Source organism: Paracoccus sp. N5 (assembly GCF_000371965.1).
Lineage (GTDB): Bacteria > Pseudomonadota > Alphaproteobacteria > Rhodobacterales > Rhodobacteraceae > Paracoccus.
Window position 1 is genome coordinate 980248 of the sequence record NZ_AQUO01000001.1, and the last position, 18063, is coordinate 998310.

Annotated in this window: 20 protein-coding genes, 1 tRNA gene and 1 riboswitch; of the genes, 6 read left to right on the forward strand and 15 right to left on the reverse strand. The window is 70.1% G+C overall.

Going from position 1 to position 18063, the window contains the following annotated elements:
- Window positions 1–24: 24 nt before the first annotated feature.
- The 3 genes from def to PARN5_RS24065 all read left to right on the forward strand — a co-directional run bounded on the left by def (window position 25) and on the right by PARN5_RS24065 (window position 1409).
- Window positions 25–546 carry a peptide deformylase gene (gene def, locus PARN5_RS0104930; RefSeq protein WP_017998664.1) on the forward strand — a complete coding sequence of 174 codons (522 nt, stop codon included), beginning with the start codon at window positions 25–27 and terminating at the stop codon, window positions 544–546.
- Window positions 539–1084: a peptide deformylase gene (locus PARN5_RS0104935; RefSeq protein WP_017998665.1), complete on the forward strand. Its 546-nt coding sequence runs from the start codon at window positions 539–541 to the stop codon at window positions 1082–1084. The genes def and PARN5_RS0104935 overlap by 8 nt, the downstream gene beginning before the upstream one ends.
- A gap of 103 nt (window positions 1085–1187) precedes the next feature.
- Window positions 1188–1409 (forward strand): hypothetical protein, encoded by a 222-nt coding sequence (locus tag PARN5_RS24065; RefSeq protein ID WP_157403931.1) that lies wholly within the window; start codon window positions 1188–1190, stop codon window positions 1407–1409.
- Between the two features lie 178 nt (window positions 1410–1587).
- Here the strand turns inward: PARN5_RS24065 and PARN5_RS0104945 are convergent.
- From PARN5_RS0104945 to PARN5_RS0104990, 10 genes are all read right to left on the reverse strand, one after another.
- Window positions 1588–1663, reverse strand: a tRNA-Ala gene (locus tag PARN5_RS0104945).
- A 111-nt stretch (window positions 1664–1774) separates the two neighbouring features.
- Window positions 1775–4600, reverse strand: coding sequence for an aminomethyl-transferring glycine dehydrogenase (gene gcvP / locus PARN5_RS0104950; protein WP_026155179.1), 2826 nt, complete (start codon window positions 4598–4600; stop codon window positions 1775–1777).
- Between the two features lie 137 nt (window positions 4601–4737).
- Entirely contained in the window at window positions 4738–5094 is a 357-nt protein-coding gene (gene gcvH, locus PARN5_RS0104955) for a glycine cleavage system protein GcvH (protein ID WP_017998668.1), read from the reverse strand.
- 10 nt (window positions 5095–5104) lie between these two features.
- Window positions 5105–6217, reverse strand: coding sequence for a glycine cleavage system aminomethyltransferase GcvT (gene gcvT / locus PARN5_RS0104960; RefSeq protein WP_026155181.1), 1113 nt, complete (start codon window positions 6215–6217; stop codon window positions 5105–5107).
- Between the two features lie 132 nt (window positions 6218–6349).
- A riboswitch (glycine riboswitch) is annotated at window positions 6350–6438 on the reverse strand.
- Between the two features lie 68 nt (window positions 6439–6506).
- Entirely contained in the window at window positions 6507–7289 is a 783-nt protein-coding gene (locus tag PARN5_RS0104965; protein ID WP_017998670.1) for an SDR family oxidoreductase, read from the reverse strand.
- A gap of 60 nt (window positions 7290–7349) precedes the next feature.
- Entirely contained in the window at window positions 7350–7685 is a 336-nt protein-coding gene (locus PARN5_RS0104970) for a hypothetical protein (protein WP_017998671.1), read from the reverse strand.
- A complete protein-coding gene (locus tag PARN5_RS0104975) occupies window positions 7685–8302 on the reverse strand; it encodes a hypothetical protein (RefSeq protein WP_017998672.1) in 618 nt (205 codons plus the stop codon). Before PARN5_RS0104975 ends, PARN5_RS0104970 begins: the two co-directional genes overlap by 1 nt.
- 84 nt (window positions 8303–8386) lie before the next feature.
- Entirely contained in the window at window positions 8387–9715 is a 1329-nt protein-coding gene (locus PARN5_RS0104980; protein ID WP_017998673.1) for a hybrid sensor histidine kinase/response regulator, read from the reverse strand.
- A gap of 3 nt (window positions 9716–9718) precedes the next feature.
- Complete coding sequence (locus PARN5_RS0104985) at window positions 9719–10900, reverse strand: FIST N-terminal domain-containing protein (RefSeq protein ID WP_017998674.1); 1182 nt, start codon at window positions 10898–10900, stop codon at window positions 9719–9721.
- Window positions 10897–11607, reverse strand: coding sequence for a response regulator transcription factor (locus tag PARN5_RS0104990; RefSeq protein WP_017998675.1), 711 nt, complete (start codon window positions 11605–11607; stop codon window positions 10897–10899). Before PARN5_RS0104990 ends, PARN5_RS0104985 begins: the two co-directional genes overlap by 4 nt.
- Window positions 11608–11798: 191 nt before the next feature.
- On the opposite strand from PARN5_RS0104990, the gene PARN5_RS0105000 reads away from it, so the two are divergent.
- Genes PARN5_RS0105000 through PARN5_RS0105010 form a run of 3 tightly spaced genes read left to right on the forward strand, consistent with a single transcriptional unit; the run spans window position 11799 to window position 14139 of the window.
- Window positions 11799–12785 carry an ABC transporter substrate-binding protein gene (locus PARN5_RS0105000; RefSeq protein ID WP_017998676.1) on the forward strand — a complete coding sequence of 329 codons (987 nt, stop codon included), beginning with the start codon at window positions 11799–11801 and terminating at the stop codon, window positions 12783–12785.
- A 3-nt stretch (window positions 12786–12788) separates the two neighbouring features.
- Window positions 12789–13559, forward strand: a complete 771-nt coding sequence (locus PARN5_RS0105005; protein WP_017998677.1) for an ABC transporter permease — start codon at window positions 12789–12791, stop codon at window positions 13557–13559.
- Window positions 13549–14139 (forward strand): ATP-binding cassette domain-containing protein, encoded by a 591-nt coding sequence (locus PARN5_RS0105010; protein WP_017998678.1) that lies wholly within the window; start codon window positions 13549–13551, stop codon window positions 14137–14139. Before PARN5_RS0105005 ends, PARN5_RS0105010 begins: the two co-directional genes overlap by 11 nt.
- On the opposite strand, the gene PARN5_RS0105015 is transcribed toward PARN5_RS0105010, so the two are convergent.
- The 5 genes from PARN5_RS0105015 to pqqB are packed head-to-tail and all read right to left on the reverse strand — an operon-like array spanning window position 14127 to window position 18003.
- Window positions 14127–14891, reverse strand: a complete 765-nt coding sequence (locus tag PARN5_RS0105015; protein WP_017998679.1) for a quinoprotein dehydrogenase-associated SoxYZ-like carrier — start codon at window positions 14889–14891, stop codon at window positions 14127–14129. The two genes, PARN5_RS0105010 and PARN5_RS0105015, sit on opposite strands and share 13 nt — an antisense overlap.
- Window positions 14888–16024, reverse strand: coding sequence for a pyrroloquinoline quinone biosynthesis protein PqqE (gene pqqE, locus PARN5_RS0105020; RefSeq protein ID WP_017998680.1), 1137 nt, complete (start codon window positions 16022–16024; stop codon window positions 14888–14890). Before pqqE ends, PARN5_RS0105015 begins: the two co-directional genes overlap by 4 nt.
- Window positions 16014–16343: a pyrroloquinoline quinone biosynthesis peptide chaperone PqqD gene (pqqD, locus tag PARN5_RS0105025; protein ID WP_017998681.1), complete on the reverse strand. Its 330-nt coding sequence runs from the start codon at window positions 16341–16343 to the stop codon at window positions 16014–16016. The genes pqqE and pqqD overlap by 11 nt, the downstream gene beginning before the upstream one ends.
- Entirely contained in the window at window positions 16340–17116 is a 777-nt protein-coding gene (gene pqqC / locus PARN5_RS0105030; RefSeq protein ID WP_017998682.1) for a pyrroloquinoline-quinone synthase PqqC, read from the reverse strand. The genes pqqD and pqqC overlap by 4 nt, the downstream gene beginning before the upstream one ends.
- Window positions 17113–18003, reverse strand: coding sequence for a pyrroloquinoline quinone biosynthesis protein PqqB (pqqB, locus tag PARN5_RS0105035; RefSeq protein WP_017998683.1), 891 nt, complete (start codon window positions 18001–18003; stop codon window positions 17113–17115). The genes pqqC and pqqB overlap by 4 nt, the downstream gene beginning before the upstream one ends.
- Window positions 18004–18063: the final 60 nt, after the last annotated feature.

The following is an 18063-nucleotide window of genomic DNA, read 5'->3' on the forward strand; positions in this document are numbered from 1 at the left end:
CAAGGCTTGCCCTAGATCACGGTCATGACATTGCGCAGCATCATCCTTCACCCCGATCCGCGCCTGAAAAAGCCGTGCGAGCCCGTGGCCCGCATCACGCCCGAGATCGAGACCCTGGCCGCCGACATGCTGGCCACCATGTATGACGCGCCGGGCGTGGGCCTGGCGGCGCCGCAGGTGGGCGTGCTGTCGCGGCTTTATGTCATGGATTGCAACAAGGATCCCGAGGCCGCGCCGCAACCCGTCGTGATGCTGAACCCCGAGATCACCTGGCGTTCCGAGGCGCTGAACACCTATGAAGAGGGCTGCCTGTCGATCCCCGACCATTACGCCGACGTGACGCGACCGGCCCAGGTGCGGGTGCGCTGGCTGGGCCTGGACGGCAAGACGCAGGAGCGCGAGTTCGACGGGCTCTGGGCCACCTGCGCCCAGCACGAGATCGACCATCTCGACGGCAAGCTGTTCATCGACTATCTCGGCCCGATCAAGCGCCAGATGATCACCCGCAAGATGGTCAAGCTGAAGCGCGAGCGCGCCCGTGCCTGAACCGCTGGACGGCGAGGATCGGGCCGCCGCACCGCAGGGCCCGGACCCGGCGGCGCTGGCCGGGCTGGGCCGGGTGCGGCCGATCCTGATCCATCCTGACCCGCTGCTGCGGCAGGTCTGCCTGCCGGTCGGCCGGCTGGGCTGGGACCGCATCCTGCCCTTGGCGGCGGATCTTCTGGCGACGATGTATGACGCCGGCGGCCGCGGCCTGGCCGCGCCGCAGATCGGCGAGCCCTGGCGGATCTTCGTGATGGACCACGGCTGGAAGGCCGGCACGCCGCTGCCCCGCGTCGTGCTCGACCCCGACATCGCCGCGCTCGGCACCGAGACCGAGACGCTCGAGGAAGGCTGCCTGTCGATCCCCGACCATCCCGTCACCGTGACGCGGCCCGCAGTGATATCCATGCGCTGCTTCGATCTGACCGGGACCCTGCTGACGCTGTGCCTGTCGGGCATCGAGGCCCGCATCGCCCAGCACGAGGCCGACCACCTGGATGGCCGTCTGATCCTGGACTTCGCGGGCCAGGCCGATCGCTGAAGGTTGCGCATCGCCCGTGGCGGCCATCTGCCCCGCCTGACCGTGACGGCCCCTGCGCCCCGCTGCGGTCTTTACCCGCGGGGTGCGTCAATGACGTGCGGGGATGGTGGCGCCGTCCTCATGCCCAGCAGACCAGCCAAGCATTGCTGGAAAATTTTTGGCTGTGCAGATTGTGCGCCAGATCAAGACCGCCCAAGCCCTGCGCAGCGAGGCCGAGACGCAGGAGTGGACGGGCCGAAATGAAACCGCCGAGATGCTGCGGGAACTGGCCGATGACCGGACCGAAACCGCGCTGCGGGGGCTGACGCACTGGCCGAGGAATTGAACAGGCTGGCCGAGGCCCTCGCCGGATAGGCCCAAGCAAACCAGCAGACACATCAGCGGATCATGCCCCCGGTTGGCGCACGATCAGCCTTTCCACTGTAACACCCCTGCGTGACACAAGCCGAAATTCACCCAAGCATTGCTGGAAACTATTTAGATTTCAAAGCTTTGAGAGAACTTGGTGGAGCCGAGGGGAATCGAACCCCTGGCCTCATCATTGCGAACGATGCGCTCTACCAACTGAGCTACGGCCCCATCCGGCTGCTATCTCGCCCAAGGCCCGGGGGTTGTCAAGGGCGGAATGCCGGGATCGCCGGCATTCTTTTTTCCCAGCACGCACCCCCGCCGACCGGCCGCCGGGCGCCCCTATTCCGCCGCCTCGGCATAGCTTTCCAGCGGCGGACAGGTGCAGACCAGGTTGCGGTCGCCATAGGCATTGTCCACCCGCCCGACCGGAGGCCAGTACTTGTCCACCCGGAACGCCCCGGGCGGGAAACAGCCCTGTTCGCGCGAATAGGCACGGTCCCAACCGGCGACCAGATCCTCGACCGTATGCGGCGCGTGGCGCAGCGGCGAGGCCTCGGGCGCGATGCGGCCATCGGCCACCGCGGCGATCTCGTCGCGGATCGCCAGGAAGGCGGTGATCAACCGGTCGATCTCGGCCTTGGTTTCCGATTCGGTCGGCTCGACCATCAGCGTGCCGGCGACCGGCCAGCTCATCGTCGGCGCGTGGAAGCCGTTGTCGATCAGCCGCTTGGCGATGTCGTCCACGGTCACGCCATGCTCGGCAAAGGGCCGCATGTCCAGGATGCACTCATGCGCGACCCGGCCGCGGTTGCCCATGAACAGCACCGGATAGGCCGAGGCCAGCCGGCTGGCGATGTAGTTCGCGTTCAGGATCGCGACGCGCGTCGCCTGGGTCAGCCCCGCCCCGCCCATCATCAGGATATAGGCCCAGGAGATCAGCAGGATCGAGGCCGAGCCCCAGGGCGCCGCCGAAACCGCGCCCGCCCCCGCCCGCGGATCGGCCGGCAGGAAGGGCGCCAGATGCGCCTTGACCCCGATCGGGCCCATGCCGGGACCGCCGCCGCCATGCGGAATGGCGAAGGTCTTGTGCAGGTTCAGGTGGCTGACGTCGCCGCCGATCTCGCCCGGCCGCACCAGCCCGACCAGCGCATTCATGTTGGCGCCGTCGATATAGACCTGGCCGCCATGGTCATGGGTAATGCGGCAGACCTCGCGCAGCGTATCCTCGAAGACGCCATGGGTCGAGGGATAGGTGATCATCACCGCCGCCAGCCTGTCCCCGGCCTTCGCCGCCTGGGCGGCGAAATCCTCGAGGTCGATGTCGCCATTCGGCGCCGACTTTACCACCACGACCTTCATCCCCGCCATCTGCGCGCTGGCCGGGTTGGTGCCATGCGCCGACACCGGGATCAGGCAGATGTCGCGATCCTCGCCGCGCGCCTTGTGATAGGCGGCGATGGTCAAGAGCCCGGCATATTCCCCCTGCGCGCCGCTGTTCGGCTGCAAGGAGAACGCATCATAGCCGGTGATCGCGCAGAGCTTTTCGGTCAGGTCGGCAAAGACCTCGTGATAGCCGGCGGCCTGGTCCTCGGGGGCAAAGGGGTGCAGCGCAGCGAATTCGGGCCAGGTGATCGGCATCATCTCGGCCGCCGCGTTCAGCTTCATCGTGCAGGAGCCCAGCGGGATCATCGCCCGATCCAGCGCCAGGTCGCGGTCGCTAAGCCTGCGCATATAGCGCATCATCTCGGATTCCGCCCGGTTCATGTGAAAGACCGGATGGGTCAGGTAATCGCTTTCGCGCAGCAGGCCCTCGGGGATCGCCGGCGCCCGGGCCGGCAGCGCCGGGTCCGAAATGCCGAAGGCGTCCAGCACCCGCGCGATGACGCCCGCATCCGTGGTCTCGTCGACCGAGATGCCGACCCGGTCGCGGCCCACCTTGCGCAGGTTGATGCCGCGATGCCGGGCGGCGGCCAGGATGCCGGCCTGCCCCACGCCCACGCGCACGGTCAGCGTGTCGAAGAACGAATCCGGCGCCACCTCGGCCCCGGCGGCGCGCAGGGCATCCGCCAGCGTCACCGCGTTCAGATGCACCCGCTGGGCGATGGCGCGCAGGCCGACCGGCCCGTGGAACACGGCGTAAAAGCTCGCCATCACCGCCAGCAGCGCCTGGGCGGTGCAGACGTTGCTGGTCGCCTTCTCGCGGCGGATATGCTGCTCGCGGGTCTGCAGCGACAGGCGATAGGCGCGGTTGCCCTTGGCGTCGACCGAGACGCCGACGATGCGCCCCGGCATCGCCCGCTTCATCTCGTCGCGGCAAGCCATGAAGCCGGCATGCGGCCCGCCATAGCCCATGGGCACGCCGAAACGCTGCGCCGAGCCCACGGCGATATCGGCACCCATCGCGCCCGGATCCTTCAGCACGCAAAGCGCCAGCAGGTCGGTCGCCATCACCGCGACCGCGCCGACCTGGTGCAGAGCGTCGATCTCGGCACTATGGTCGCGGATCTCGCCGAAGGTGCCGGGATACTGGAAGATCGCGCCAAAGACCGCCGCCGGATCGTATTCGCCGCGCAGGATCTCGATGCCCAGGGGCGCGGCCCGGGTCTCGATCACCGAGACGGTTTGCGGGTGCAGCCCGTCGCTGACGAAGAAGCCGCGCGCCTTGGACTTCGCCACCCGCTGCGCCATGGCCATCGCCTCGGCCGCCGCCGTCGCCTCGTCCAGCAGGCTCGCATTGGCGACGGGCAGGCCTGTCAGGTCCGACACCATGGTCTGGAAATTCAAGAGCGCCTCCAGCCGCCCCTGGGCGATCTCGGGCTGATAGGGCGTATAGGCGGTATACCAGGCCGGGTTCTCCAGGATATTGCGCTGGATCGCCGGCGGGGTGACGGTGCCGTAATAGCCCTGCCCGATCAGGCTGGTCATCACCCTGTTGCGCCCCGCCACCTCGCGCATCCGCGCCAGCAGCGCAGCCTCGGACAGCGCCGGCCAGTCCAGCGCCTCGGCCTGGCGGATGCCGGCGGGCACGGTCTGCGCGATCAGTTCGTCCAGGCTCTCGACCCCCACGGCGGCCAGCATCGCCTGCATCTCGGCCGGGGACGGCCCGATATGGCGCCGGTTGGCGAAATCGTCGGGGTTGTAGTCAGTCGGCGTCCACTTGCCCATCATCGGCCTCGTCGGAATAACATTGCCCTGGAAAACCGCCCGGGAAGCCCCGGCCTTCTCCGTTTCAGAAATACCCTCTGGGGGTGCGGGGGGCGAAGCGCCCCCGCCATCGCCGGGCCGTCAGGCCCGGCAAATGATCACCCGATCAGCGCCTGATAGGCGGCCTCGTCCATGAAGCCGGACAGATCGGCATCGACCGGCTTGATGCGAAAGAACCAGGTGCCCATCGCATCGTCGTTCACCGCGCCGGGATTGTCGGGCAGGCTTTCGTTCACCGCGGTGATCACCCCCGCCAGCGGCGCCACGATATCCGAGGCCGCCTTCACCGATTCGATCACCACGATCTCCTCGCCGGCCTCGACCGCGCGGCCGACCTCGGGCAGCTCGATGAACACCACGTCGCCCAGCTGCTCGCTGGCGTGGGCGGTGATGCCGACGGTGATCTCGTCGCCCTCCGGCTTCAACCACTCATGGTCTTCGGTAAATTTCAGCATCTCTGGCCTCTCAACGCTTGTAGCCGGGTTGGTGGAAAGGAAGCGGGGTGACGGTCGCCGGCAGCCGCTTGCCGCGCAGCTCGGCCCAGACCGTATCGCCGGGCGACAGATGCGCCGGCAGGATCGCCATGGCGATGGGCCCGCCGACCGAGGGGCCGAAGCCGCCGGAACAGACCGTGCCGATCTGCGCCCCGCCCTCGGCCGCATCGAAGATCGCGACGCCTTCGCGGATCGGCGCCCGGCCCTCGGGGCGCAGGCCCTGCCGGACCTGCGCCGGGTCCGCGGCCAGTTCCGCCAGCACCGCATCGGCGCCCGGAAAACCGCCCGCCCGCGCACCGCCCATGCGGCGCAGCTTCGGAATCGACCAGCCCAGCCCCGCCGCCCCCGGCGTGGTCCCGGCATCCATGTCGTGCCCGTAAAGCGGCATCCCGGCTTCCAGCCGCAGGCTGTCGCGGGCGCCCAGGCCGATGGGCGCCACCTCGGGCTGGTCCAGCAACGCCCGCGCCAAGGCCTCGACCTGCCCGAGCGGCACCGAGATCTCGAACCCGTCCTCGCCGGTATAGCCCGAGCGGCTGATCCAGAGCCGCGCGCCCTGCCAGTCGAATTCGGCCACATCCATGAAGCGCATCGCGGCGACGCCCGGCAGCAGCCGCGCCAGCACCGCCTCGGCCTCGGGGCCCTGCAAGGCCAGCAAGCCGCGATCCGTCACCGGCTCGACCGTCACGCCCAAGGCTTCCAGCTGCCGCAGATGCGCAATGTCCTGGTCGGCGCAGGCGGCATTCACCACCAGATACAGATGATCGCCCTTGTTGGCGATCATCAGGTCGTCGAGGATGCCGCCCGCCGCATTGGTGAACAGGCCGTAGCGCTGCCGCCCTTCGGCCAGGCCCTGCACATCGGCGGGCACCAGGGTTTCCAGCGCGCGCGCCACGTCCGGTCCGCGCAGGATCACCTGGCCCATGTGGCTGACGTCGAACAGCCCGGCCCGCGCGCGGGTATGCAGGTGCTCGGCCAGCACGCCCATGGGATATTGCACCGGCATGTCCCAGCCGGCAAAGGGCACCATGCGCGCGCCCAGCGCGACGTGCAGATCGTGAAGCGGCGTGCGCTGTAGCTCGGCCATGGGCATCTCCTGTTTCCCGGACAGGGTCATCCCGCCCGCATCAGATGCCCCCTCTGTCCCTGCCCCGATCGGGGCGCCTGAGATCGTTATCCCTTCGGCGGACGGCCCAGGGCCGCCTCTCTCCAGAGTCTTCGGCGGAAAACGGTCCCTTTGCCTGAGAGATTCCCGGGGCGGTTGCTCCTTCGGCCCTGGCTTGCGCCAGCGTCTCCCGATTTCCGACTTAAGTCGTAGCCGTCACGCGCTGACCTGACAAGAGCCCTGCACCGTTTTGTCGCATCGGTTCCATGGCTCAGATCGAGATATTCGAGGCGCCGCCGTCCAGAAGCAGGTTCTGGCCGACGATGAAACGGGCGTGCTGGCTGCACAGGAAGGCGCAGGCGGCGCCGAAATCTTCGGGCAGGCCATAGCTGTGCGTCGGGATGGTCGCCTCGCGCCGGCGGCGGGCCTCGGTGATCTCGATGCCCTCGGCCTGGGCCACGCCCTTGTCCAGCGCATAGGCCCGCTCGGTCGCATGGATCCCGGGCAGCAGGTTGTTCACCACCACGCCCGAGCCCGCCACCTGCCGCGACATGCCGGCGACGAAGCCGGTCAGCCCGGCACGGGCGGCGTTCGACAGGCCCAGGATGGCGATGGGCGTGCGCACCGATTGCGAGGTGATGTTGACGACCCGGCCCCAGCCGCGCTGCATCATCCCCGGCACCAGCGCCTGCATCAGCGCCACGGCGGTCAGCATGTTGGCGTCCAGCGCCCGGATGAAATCCTCGCGCGACCAGTCGGTCCAGCTGCCGGGCGGCGGACCGCCGGCATTGTTGACCAGGATGTCGGCCTGCCCGCCCAGGGCCTCCAGCACGGCGGCGCGGCCCGCCTCGGTGGTGATGTCCGCCGCGACCGGCGTCACCCGGACGCCATGCCGTTCGGCGATGTCGCGGGCGGTGGCCTCAAGCGCCTCGGCGCCGCGGGCGTTGATGACCAGCTCGACCCCGGCCTCGGCCAGCGCCTCGGCGCAGCCGCGGCCGAGCCCCTTCGAGGCCGCGCAGACCAGCCCCTTCTTGCCCCTGATGCCCAGATCCATGGCGTTCCTTTCCCTGTCGGTCGGCCGACAGGGAAGCGCGGGCACGGGCGATTGTCCAGTTCAGAAACAGAGGATCTCGGCCTCGGCCTCGGCCCGGCGGTAATTCGCGACCATGTCGTTGCTGCCCATGCCGCGGAAGGCGGCCGAGCGTTCGCCGCCCATCTGCCGCATCGAGAGCACCGTCTCGGCCTTGACGTAGTCGTCATAGGACAGGACCGAGGCGATCTGGTCGATGGCGCAGCTGCATTTTTCCAGCATGTCGCGGGTCTGGCCGTTCGCCGCCATGCAGACGAAGACGTAATCGGCCCGGGCATTGGTGGGATAGTCGTTCACCGCCTGCGCCCCGGCCGAGCCGGCCCAGATCGCAAGCGCCGCCGTCAGGATAGGTCGCAGCATCATTTCAACACCATCGCGCTGTCATAGGCGGGCTGCCCGCCCGCCAGGGGGCCGGTGCGCGCCGCCATGGCGCGGATCGGTGCCTTGGGCTCGCCCAGGGTGAAGCGCAGCTCCAGCGTCTCGAACCCCATCATGCGGGCGCTGTTCTTGTCGCCCCGGAACGGCACGAAGACCGCGACGGTGGCGCCGTCCTCGCGCCGGACCTCGCCGCCCCGGAACAGCGCGTCCTTCAGCCGGTTGCGGATATAGAACGGGCTGCCGCCGGTCAGCGCCGCCATGTCGCGCGACACGGTTTCCAGGAAGAAGGTCAGCGCCGGATCGCCGCCCGAGACCGGAAACGGCCCGATCCTGCGGTCGATGCGCGCGGTCTTTTCCACCAGTTCCAGCACCGGCTTGCCGTCCGAGGCGTCGGTGGTCTGGGTCAGCGAGATCGTGCCCTGGCCCAGCGGCGTGAAGCCCTCGACCTCGGGGCCGGTCTGGGTCAGCGTCCAGACCAGCGGCTTGCCGTCCAGCTGCCAGGGGCCGCGCTCGGCAAAGACCAGATCGCCCGCTTCGTCCGCCATCAGCGGCGTCGCGGCGACCAGCGCCAAAAGGGCGATGCGGCTCAGAAACCTCATGAACGTCTTCCTTCTCCCACCGGGGAACTTGCCCCCTGGCCCGGCCGCGGGAAAGTCCGCGTCGGGCTTTATCCGGCTTTGGTCTTAGGCCAAGAGCTGTTGCAGCATGGCGGCCAGATCCTCGGGCCGCACCGGCTTTTCCAGCAGCGGCACCTCGATGGCATGGCTGGCGCGGGCCAGTTCCGGCGCCCGCTGCGCCGTGACCAGGATCGCCGGCACGGGCTGGCCCGCCGCCTGCCGCAGCGCCTGGATCGCCTGCAAGCCATTGTCGCCATTGTCGAGATTATAATCCGCGATCACCACGTCCGGCGGCTCGTCGCCCATCTGGGCCAAGGCCTCGGCGATGCCGCCCGAGACGCGCGGCACCATGCCCAGCCGGTCCTTCAGCACCAGCTCCAGCGCCCGGCGCATGGCGTCGTCGTTTTCCACCACCAGCGCCACGCGGCCGCGCAGCGACGGGCCGGCGCGGGCGCCTTCGCTGCGGGCGGGCTCGGCGCAGGGCGCGACCAGGGGCAGGCTGACGCGGAACACCGTGCCGCGCCCCGGCTCGCTGTCCATGGCGATGGGATGGCCCAGCTTGGCGCAGGCGCGGCGCACGATGGACAGGCCCAGCCCCATGCCCGGCACGCCGCCGCCCTCGCGACCGATACGCTGGAATTCGTCGAAGATGCGGGCGCGGTCGGTCGCCGCGATGCCGATGCCGGTGTCGAAGATTTCCAGCCAGGCGCGTTCGCCGCGCCGCCTGACCCCGACCAGCACCCCGCCGCGGTCGGTATATTTGATCGCGTTCGAGACCAGGTTCTGCGCGATGCGCCGCAGGAAGGTCGGGTCGCTTTCGACCAGCACCGAGGTCGGCGCGAAGCTGAGCCGCAGCCCCTTGGCCTCGGCCATCGGTGCATATTCCACCGCCAGCCGGCGGAACATATCGCCCAGGTCCACCGGCTTGCGCTGGAACTCGATGCGCTGGCTGTCGAGCCGCGAGATGTCCAGCACCGCATGCATCAGCTCCTCGACCGAATCAAAGGCGCCGGACAGCCGGTCGGTCAACTCGCGCTGGAATTCGTCCAGGGCCGTGTCCTTCAGGGCCGACAGAAACAGCTTGGCGGCCGAGAGCGGTTGCAGCAGGTCGTGGCTGGCGGCACGCAGGAAGCGGGTCTTCGAGCGGTTCGCCTCTTCGGCCGAGGCGCGGGCCACGGCCAGCTCGCGGTTGCGCTCCGACAGGTCGGCCAGCGCCTTTTCCAGCTCGCGGGTGCGGACCTGCACCTCGCGCTCCAGCGCCACGGCGGCCTGGAACATCGACCAGGCCGAGCCGCGCGATTCCTCCAGCCGGTCGATGCGATCGACCAGCACATCGGCGATGCGGGCCAGCTTCTCGGCCCGGCGGGCGGGGGGCTCGTCCTCGCGCAGGAACATGGCTCAGCCCGCCTCGGGCGGCATCAGCGCCATGCCGACGAAGGTCTGGTTCACATGCATGCCGCTGTGCTGCTCGCCATAGGTGTTGAAGCCGGCGACGCGATAGCGGGCCAGCAGTTCCGACATCTGCGGGATCATGCCGGCGCGCTCCAGCGCCAGCCGGCGCAGGATGCAGTCGAAGCCCAGCACCATCAGCGGCGGGCGCGGCAGCGCGTCCATCACCTCGGCAAAGCCGCGGGTCATGTCCATGGCCCGGCCCAGCGTCAGGATATGGCCCGGCTCGGTCCCCGACATCAGTTGCAAGCCGCCCGAGGGCGTGACGGCGCGGATGGCGCGGACATGGTGGCGCTTGCCGGTGCGCAAGAGCAGCGGGTGGCGGGCGAATTCCGTCGGCGTCAGCGCCTCGGGCGCCAGCCCGGCCAGCCGGGCGTATTCCTGCGCCGCGGGCTCGGCGTTCAACTCCAGGATGATGCGGTTGTGCGGATCGGCGGCCGTCACCACCGCCCGCTTGTCGGTCGGGCTGAAATGCGAAAACAGCACCTCGGCCACGGCAAGGTCGGTTTCCAGCAGCAGGAACAGCGCCGCGCCCTCATGCGCCGCGCCGTCGACCATCTGGCAGCTGGGCGCGAACAGGATGCCCTCGGCGCTGGAGCCCCCGACCACCGGCAGGCCGGGGATCGCCGCGTCCAGCGTCGCGGTCAGCACGTCCTCCTGCCGGGCATGGGCGTCGGGCAGCACCACGCCAAAGACCGAGCGGCGCAGGTCGGGCCGGAAATCGGCGTGGAAGCGGCGCAGCGTCGCCATCCATTCCGAGGCCGGCACCAGCGCCTGGTTGCGCAGCACGCAGACCCCGACCCGGAAGCTGGCCGAGGGAAAGCCGACCGCCGTCACCGTCGCCGCGCAATAGCCGCGCGGGCCGATCTCGCCGGCCGAGGAACAGCCGACGACCCGGCAGCCCGTGCCCAGGCGTTCGCGCAGTTCGCCGCCCAGTGCCGGCATGCCGCACGCGGGCATGCCGAACAGCAGCACCAGCGCCGGCTCCAGCGGCGCCATCTCGGCGGCGATGCGGGCGGCGATGTCCCCGGCCGCGGCCGCGACCGACAGCACCCGCGGCCCCGGCGGCTGCGCCGCATCCCCCGGACGGGCGCCGCCCGGCCAGGGCGCGGGCGCGGCCTGGCTGGTCATGCCGGCTCGAACAGCCTGACGCTATTGGCCAGGAGCACCGCCTGGGTGCGACGGCGAGCGTTGATCTTGGACATGATCGCGGTGATGTGGGTCTTGACCGTCGCTTCGGCGATGGACAGCTCGTAGCTGATCTCCTTGTTCGCCTTGCCTTGGCAGATCAGCCGCAGGATCTTCATCTGCTGCGGCGTCAGGCTGGCGAAGCGGCGGGCCAGTTCGACGCGGGCGGCGTCCTCCTCGCCCACGCTGTCGGGCTGATAGCTGTCGGGGGTCACCCGCTCGCCCTCCCACATGCGGCGCAGGCTGTCGACCAGCGCCTCGCGGCCCAGCGACTTGCTGACATAGCCCTGCGCCCCCGCCGCCATCGCGGCCGAGATCATGGCGTTTTCCAGATCGGCCGAGATCATGGTGATCGGCACGTCCGGGATCTGGCGCCGCAGGGTGACGAGCCCCTCGGCACCCTTGGCATCGGGCAGGTTCAGGTCCAGGATCACCGCGTCCGGCGCGCCCTGCGCGCGGATCTGTTCCTGGGCCGCCGCCAGGCTGCGGGCGGTGCGGACATTGCGCAGCCCGAAGCTGATCTTCAGCGTCAGGGCCAGCGCGTCGCACATCAGCGGATGGTCATCGACGATCAGGATCTCGCGGACCCGGTCGGCGGTGAGCCTTGGCGATGCGGCGCGGTCCTGCGACTGCATTTCGGCTGAGGCCATCGTTCTCCTCCCAAAGAAACGACAGGGGGCGGGGCGTGTTCGCCCGCGGCCCGTTCCCGTCCATCTTACGGCCCCGGGGCGGCAGCGCAAGCCCGTTGGTCGCGGGGGCTGGCGCCGGCCTGCGACTTCGGATGTATTGGCCCCGGCGCGGACAGGTGGCAATTTGACCGGAAGCCAAGGGGGAAAATCGCATGCAACTTACCAGAAGGACGGCCCTGATCGGCCTTGGCCTGGCCGGCGCCTCGGCCGCGCTTCCGGGCCGCGCGCAAGAGGCCGCATTGCCGGCGATCCGGGTCGGCACGCTGGAGAACGGCACCGTCAGCTGGGAGCTTCAGACCATCATCAAGCGCGGCTTCGACCGCGCGAACGGCTTTCGGCTGGTGCCGATGGTGCTGGCCGGCAACCCCGCGACCCAGGTCGCCATGCAGGGGGCCGAGGTCGATACCATCGTCTCGGACTGGCTTTGGGTGGCGCAGCAGCGCGCGCGCGGCACCGGCTTCGCCTTCCTGCCCTATTCCACCGCCGTGGGCGGGCTGATGGTGCGCCCCGACAGCCCGGCCAGGACGCTCGCCGACCTGCGCGGCAAGAAGATCGGCATCGCCGGCGGCCCGGTGGACAAGAGCTGGCTGATCCTGCGCGCCTGGTCGCGCGAGGAGCTGGGCGAGGACCTGGCCGACATCACCCAGCAGGTCTTCGGCGCCCCGCCGATGATCCTGAACGCCGCCGAAACCGGCGAGGTCGATGCCGCGATCAACTTCTGGCATTTCCAGGCCAAGATGCAGGCGCGGGGCATGCGCGAGCTGATCTCGGTCGCGACGGCGGCCGAGGCGCTGGGGCTGGACCCGGCCACGCCGCTTCTGGGCTATGTGCTGCGCGACGACTGGATCGCCGCCAATCCGGCGCTGGCCACCGGCCTCGCGCGCGCCTCGCGCGCCGCCAAGGAACTGCTGGCCAGCGACGATGCCGCCTGGGAGGATCTGCGCCCGCTGATGGAGGCCAGGGACGACGCCGAATTCCAGGCGCTGCGCGCCGGCTGGCGCGCCGGCATCCCGGTGCCGGGCCCGGTCGATGTCGCCAATGCGCAAGCCATGTTCGCCACCATGGCCCGCCTGGGCGGCGACGAGTTGACCGGTGGCGTCGCCGCCCTGCCCGAAGGCCTGTTCTGGTCGCCGGAGTAACCCATGCGCCCCGGCCGCCCCTCTCGCGCCCTGCTGCCGGGGCTGCTGTCCGTCGCGGCGATGCTGCTGCTCTGGACCGTGGCCTCGCAGCTGACCGACCGGCCGCAGACCCTGCCCGCGCCCTGGCATGTCGCCGCGCGCATCGCCGGGCTCGCGGCCAGCGGCGAGCTGTGGCTGAACGCCGGCATGACGCTGTTCCGCGTCGCCGCCAGCTTTGCGCTGGCCATGGTGGTGGGCATGGCCCTGGGCCTGTGGATGGGCCGGTCGCGCACCGCCGACGACTGGCTGAATCCGGGCCTCATCATCCTGTTGAACGTGCCGGCGCTGGTGGTGATCGTGTTGTGCTATATCTGGATCGGGCTCAACGAGACCGCCGCCATCCTGGCCGTGGCGCTGAACAAGATCCCGGTGGTCACGGTGATGATCCGCGAGGGCACGCGCGCGCTGCGCCCCGACCTCGACGACATGGCGCGGGCGTTCCGCATGGCGCCCCTGACCCGGCTGCGCCATGTCGTGCTGCCGCAGCTTGCGCCGCAGATCGCGGCCTCGGCCCGGGCCGGCATCTCGCTGATCTGGAAGATCGTGCTGGTGGTCGAGTTCCTTGGCCGCTCGAACGGGGTCGGCTTCAAGATCCACCTGCTGTTCTCCAGCTTCGACGTGACGGGCGTGCTGGCCTGGGCGCTGGCCTTCGTCGCGGTCATGCTGGCCATCGACCTGTTTCTGCTGCGCCCGCTGGAGTCGCGCGCCAACCGCTGGAGGCAGGATGCGGCTTGATCTGCAGGACAAGTCCTTCGGCAGCCGCGCGGTGCTGGGTCCGCTGTCGCTGGCGGTCGGGCGCGGCGAAAGGCTGGCGGTGCTCGGCCCCTCGGGCATCGGGAAATCGACGCTGTTGCGCATCCTGGCCGGGCTCGACAGCGATTATCGCGGCCGGTTGCAGGGCGGCGACCGCCTGGCCGTGGTGTTCCAGGAACCCGTGCTGCTGCCCTGGCGCGATGCGGTCGCTAACATCACCCTGCCCACGGGCTGCGACGCGGCGACGGCGCGGGACTGGATGGCACAGGTCGGGCTGGCCGGGCACGAGGACAAGTTCCCGCGCCAGCTATCGCTGGGCCAGCAGCGCCGGCTGGCGCTGGCCCGCGCCTTTGCCGCCGGGCCCGACATCCTGCTGATGGACGAACCCTTCGCCTCGCTGGACGAGGACACGCGGGCGCGGATGCTGGCGCTGACCGGCGCGCTGCTGGACCGCTCGGGCGCCGGGCTGGTGCTGGTCACGCATGATGCCGCCGAGGCGCAGGCGCTGGCCGCCCGGCCGCTGCATCTGTCGGGCAGCCCGGCGCGGCTTCAGAACGACTGATCCCAGACCCTGCCGTCGGTATCCTGGGCATGGACCGTCACCGGCCCCTGCCCCGGCGCATAGGCAAAGCGGAACACCGGATCCTCGGAAATCGAGATCCCGGCGTCCATGGTGAAGAGGGCCGCATCGCCCTGCTTGACCTCCAGCGTCTGGATGAACTCGGCCGGGATGGTCAGCAGCGTGACCTGGTCGCGTTGCAGGCCCGAGAAATTCGGATGCCGGATCATCAGCGTGCCGATCTGCCGGCCGGCCTCTTCGGTCTGGCGGAACCGCATCTCGCCCATGGTGGCGCGCACCTGGTCCATGCTTTTCCCGGCCGGCGCCGCACAGCCGCCCGAGGCCTTGACATAGCGCCCGGCCATGACCTTGCGCCCGTCCTCCAGCGTGGCGATGGCGCGCAGGTCGGAGTAATTGTCGACCCGCACCCGCACCTCGAAATCCAAGGGCATCAGCGCCTTGCCGAAGGTGAACTCGGCCGCGACCGGGGCCGGGTTGCCGTCCACCACCAGCGTCAGGGCGGTGATCGCCGGCGCGCCGGGCGGTTGCGTGACATGGACCGGCACCAGCGCCGGATTGTCCGCCCGCTTCGGCGCGTCGAGGTCGAAGACCGCCGGGTCCACCGGCGGCTCTTCCTCGGTGCCGATGATGCTGGAGCGCAGGTCGTCCCACAGGGGCGAGGGCAGCATCGGGTTCTCCACCTCGGCCGCCAGGGCGGGGGCGGCCAGCAGGGTCAGGATCAGCGCAAGTCTCATATCCGCCTCTCTTTCGCCATGCGGCGATAGACCAGCGCGGTGTCGTCGCTGGTCGCATCGGCCTCGGCCTCGGCGCGCAGCCGCGCATTGAGGCTGGAGCGCGAACAGACCGGGTCGGTGGCGCGCGCATCGCCGGCCATGGCCATGGCCTGGCAGCGGCAGCCGCCGAAATCCACCTCGCGCCGGTCGCAGGACTGGCAGGGCTCGGGCAGCCAGGCGGTGCCGCGAAAGGCGTTGAAGGCGGCGCCGTCGCGCCAGATCCGCGCTAGCGGCAGCTCGCGCACCGTGTCGAAATGCAGCCCGGTGATGGTCTGCGCGGCGTGGCAGGGCAGCACCGTGCCGTCGGGCGCGATGTTGAGCCCGGTCGAGCCCCAGCCGCCCATGCAGCTTTTCGGATAGATGGCATGGTGGTCGGCGGGGACATAGTCGATGACCATGCGCCCGCGCAGCCGCTGGCGGGCGGCGTTCACCACCTCGCGCGCGCGGGCCGCCTGCGCCATGGTCGGCATCAGCGGCCGGCGGTTCAGGTCGGCCCAGCCGTGGAACTGCACGGTCGCGACCTCGATGCGGCGGCAGCCCAGCCGCTCGGCCAGGTCGATCATCTCGGGCAGGCGGTCCAGGTTCTGGCGATGCACCACCGCGTTCAGGGTCAGCGGAAAGCCGATGGCGCCGATCCATTCCGCCACCTGCATCTTGCGCGCGAAGCTGCCGCCATAGCCGCTGATCCAGTCCGCCATCTCGGCGTCGATGCCTTGCAGCGACAGCTGCATATGATCGACCACGCCGTCCAGTTCGCGCAGCCGCGATTCCGTCAGCCCGATGCCCGAGGTGATGAGATTGACGTAAAGCCCCGCGTCCCGCGCCGAATGCGCGATCTCGGCCAGGTCGCGGCGCGAGGCCGGCTCGCCGCCCGACAGATGCACTTGGAGCACACCCAGATCGGCGGCCTGCCGGAACACGTCGGCCCATTCCGCCGCCGTCAGTTCGGATTGCACCCGCGTCAGCTCGACCGGGTTCGAGCAATAGGGACAGGCCAGGGGACAGCGATGCGTCAGCTCGGCCAGCATCGCCATGGGCAGGCCGACGCGGACCGGATGGCCGTCGATGTCGCGGGGGATCGGCTCATCCTTCATCCTGGCACCCCTGCTGCGCGTCGCCCTCGGCACAGGCGAGGAACACCATGCGCCGGTCGACGAGGCCGCGGATGAACTCCTGCACGTCGCCCTCGATCTGCTCGGCGGGGGCGGCGTAGCGCTGGCACAGCGTCAGGACCACCTCGGCCAGGCTGCGCCGGCCGTCGAGCTCGGACAGGATCGCGTCGCCCACCGGGTCCAGCTGCATGGCCCGTTCCGGCGCCAGCAGCACCCGCATGCCGCGCACCCGGTCGTCATGCAGCCGCACCCCCCGGGGCAGATAGGGCACGCAGCCGCCGCTGATGCGATGCCCGGTCATGAGGCGGCCGCCTGCGCGGGCCGGGCCAGCAGCCCCTCGCCCGGGCGCCAGGCGCCGGGCGGGATGCGGCCCTCGACATAGCCGTGCCACAGCGCGTCGAGCTGCGCCCAGAGCACGTCGGTCTTGAAGACCAGCGCCGCCGCCGCCGCGTCCTGTTTCTCCAGCGTATCGGCATGGTCGAGCACGTAGTTCAGCCCGAACTCCACGTCCTTGGGCGCCTCGGTCAGGCGCTTGCGGAAATAGGACAGGCTGGTCTCGTCGGCGAAATCATAATGCTTCAGCAGGCCCTCGATGCGCTCGGCGTGGATCTTGGGGGCGAACATCTCGGTCAGGCTGGCGGCCACGGCGTCGAGCAAGGGCATGTCGCGCACGAAGCGGACATAGGCATCGACGGCGAATCGCGTCGCGGGCATGACGCCGGCGCCGCCCGCGACATAATCCGGGTCCAGCCCGACGGCACGGGCCAGGGCCAGCCAGCGCCGGATGCCGCCGCCCTCATCGACGCCGCCGTCGTGATCCTCGATGCGGCTGCGCCAGATGCGGCGCATCTGCGGGTCGTCCAGCCGCGACAGGAAGGCCGCGTCCTTCATCGGGATGCGCGACTGGTATTGCCAGCGGTTGATGACCCAGGCGCGCACCTCGTCGGGCGAGCATTCCCCGCCGTGCAGGCGTTTGTGGAACGGGTGGCGGTCGTGATAACGCTCGGCGCCGATGCGGCGCAGGCGTTCGTGGAATTCGGCCCGGCTCTGGGCGCGGTGGTCGGCGAGCTTCATGGCACGATCTCCATGCCGTCGCGGCCGACCTGCCAGCCCGCCGCCTCGGCAGCGGCGCGTTCGGGGCTGGAGGGATCGACCAGCGGGTTGGAATTGTTCAGATGCACATAGATGCGGGCGCGCAGCGGCACGTCGCGCAGCGCGTCCAGGCTGCCCTCGGGCCCCGAGACCGAGACATGGCCCATGCGGCGGCCGGTCTTGCGGCCCAGCCCCTCGCGCAGCATCTCGTCGTCGCTCCACAGCGTGCCGTCGAACAGCAGCGCATCCGCGCCCGCGATCCGCTCGCGCAGCCAGCCGGGCACCGAGGCGCAGCCGGGGATATAGAACACCCGCCGGCCGTCCGCGGACAGCTCGACCCCCACGGTCTGCTCGCCCATCAGGCCGGTGTCGACCTCGTCTCCTTCAAGGTAGAGCGGCACCTTGCCCGGCACGGCGAACAGCGTCGCCATCAGCCCGGGCACCAGCTGGAACGGCTGGTCCAGCGCCAGGTCGCGGCGCGTCACCACCTGCGGGTCCAGCGCCGAGAGCATGGGGTTGGCGGCCAGCACCGCATGGAGGGCGGGCGTGGCGTAAAGGTCGAAGGGCTGGCCCTCGCGCAGGGTCAGAAGGCCGGCCACATGGTCGATGTCGCCATTCGTCAGCAAGACCGAGCGGATGGGCGAGCCGCGCAGCCGCTGCGGCCGCAGGTGGACCGAGCCGGCAAGCTGCTGGCGCAGGTCGGGCGAGGCATTGACCAGCGCCCAGTCGCGGCCATTGGCCGAGATGGCGATGCCGCTCTGGCTCATCGCCGGAATGCGGCCGTCGCGTGCGGCATCGCAATTGCGGCAGCCACAATTCCATTGCGGCAGGCCGCCGCCTGCGCCGCTGCCAAGGATCACGATACGCATGTTTGCCCCTTCCGGCAGACCCGGCCGCCCGTTTGCCCAGGCAGCCGGGCCCGGAAATCG

Bases quoted from the DNA above. Each gene is read 5' to 3' on its own strand.
- PARN5_RS0104980 (WP_017998673.1), bottom strand. From the start codon at position 9,715: ATGTTCCTGCGCGAGGACGAGCCCCCCGCCCGCCGGGCCGAGAAGCTG.
- gcvP (WP_026155179.1), bottom strand. From the start codon at position 4,600: ATGGGCAAGTGGACGCCGACTGACTACAACCCCGACGATTTCGCCAAC.
- PARN5_RS0105015 (WP_017998679.1), bottom strand. From the start codon at position 14,891: ATGAGACTTGCGCTGATCCTGACCCTGCTGGCCGCCCCCGCCCTGGCG.
- PARN5_RS0104990 (WP_017998675.1), bottom strand. From the start codon at position 11,607: ATGGCCTCAGCCGAAATGCAGTCGCAGGACCGCGCCGCATCGCCAAGG.
- pqqC (WP_017998682.1), bottom strand. From the start codon at position 17,116: ATGAAGCTCGCCGACCACCGCGCCCAGAGCCGGGCCGAATTCCACGAA.
- pqqB (WP_017998683.1), bottom strand. From the start codon at position 18,003: ATGCGTATCGTGATCCTTGGCAGCGGCGCAGGCGGCGGCCTGCCGCAA.
- PARN5_RS0105010 (WP_017998678.1), top strand. From the start codon at position 13,549: ATGCGGCTTGATCTGCAGGACAAGTCCTTCGGCAGCCGCGCGGTGCTG.
- PARN5_RS0104965 (WP_017998670.1), bottom strand. From the start codon at position 7,289: ATGGATCTGGGCATCAGGGGCAAGAAGGGGCTGGTCTGCGCGGCCTCG.
- PARN5_RS0104975 (WP_017998672.1), bottom strand. From the start codon at position 8,302: ATGAGGTTTCTGAGCCGCATCGCCCTTTTGGCGCTGGTCGCCGCGACG.
- PARN5_RS0104985 (WP_017998674.1), bottom strand. From the start codon at position 10,900: ATGACCAGCCAGGCCGCGCCCGCGCCCTGGCCGGGCGGCGCCCGTCCG.
- PARN5_RS0105000 (WP_017998676.1), top strand. From the start codon at position 11,799: ATGCAACTTACCAGAAGGACGGCCCTGATCGGCCTTGGCCTGGCCGGC.
- pqqD (WP_017998681.1), bottom strand. From the start codon at position 16,343: ATGACCGGGCATCGCATCAGCGGCGGCTGCGTGCCCTATCTGCCCCGG.
- PARN5_RS0104970 (WP_017998671.1), bottom strand. From the start codon at position 7,685: ATGCTGCGACCTATCCTGACGGCGGCGCTTGCGATCTGGGCCGGCTCG.
- PARN5_RS24065 (WP_157403931.1), top strand. From the start codon at position 1,188: ATGGTGGCGCCGTCCTCATGCCCAGCAGACCAGCCAAGCATTGCTGGA.
- PARN5_RS0105005 (WP_017998677.1), top strand. From the start codon at position 12,789: ATGCGCCCCGGCCGCCCCTCTCGCGCCCTGCTGCCGGGGCTGCTGTCC.
- def (WP_017998664.1), top strand. From the start codon at position 25: ATGACATTGCGCAGCATCATCCTTCACCCCGATCCGCGCCTGAAAAAG.
- gcvH (WP_017998668.1), bottom strand. From the start codon at position 5,094: ATGCTGAAATTTACCGAAGACCATGAGTGGTTGAAGCCGGAGGGCGAC.
- gcvT (WP_026155181.1), bottom strand. From the start codon at position 6,217: ATGGCCGAGCTACAGCGCACGCCGCTTCACGATCTGCACGTCGCGCTG.
- pqqE (WP_017998680.1), bottom strand. From the start codon at position 16,024: ATGAAGGATGAGCCGATCCCCCGCGACATCGACGGCCATCCGGTCCGC.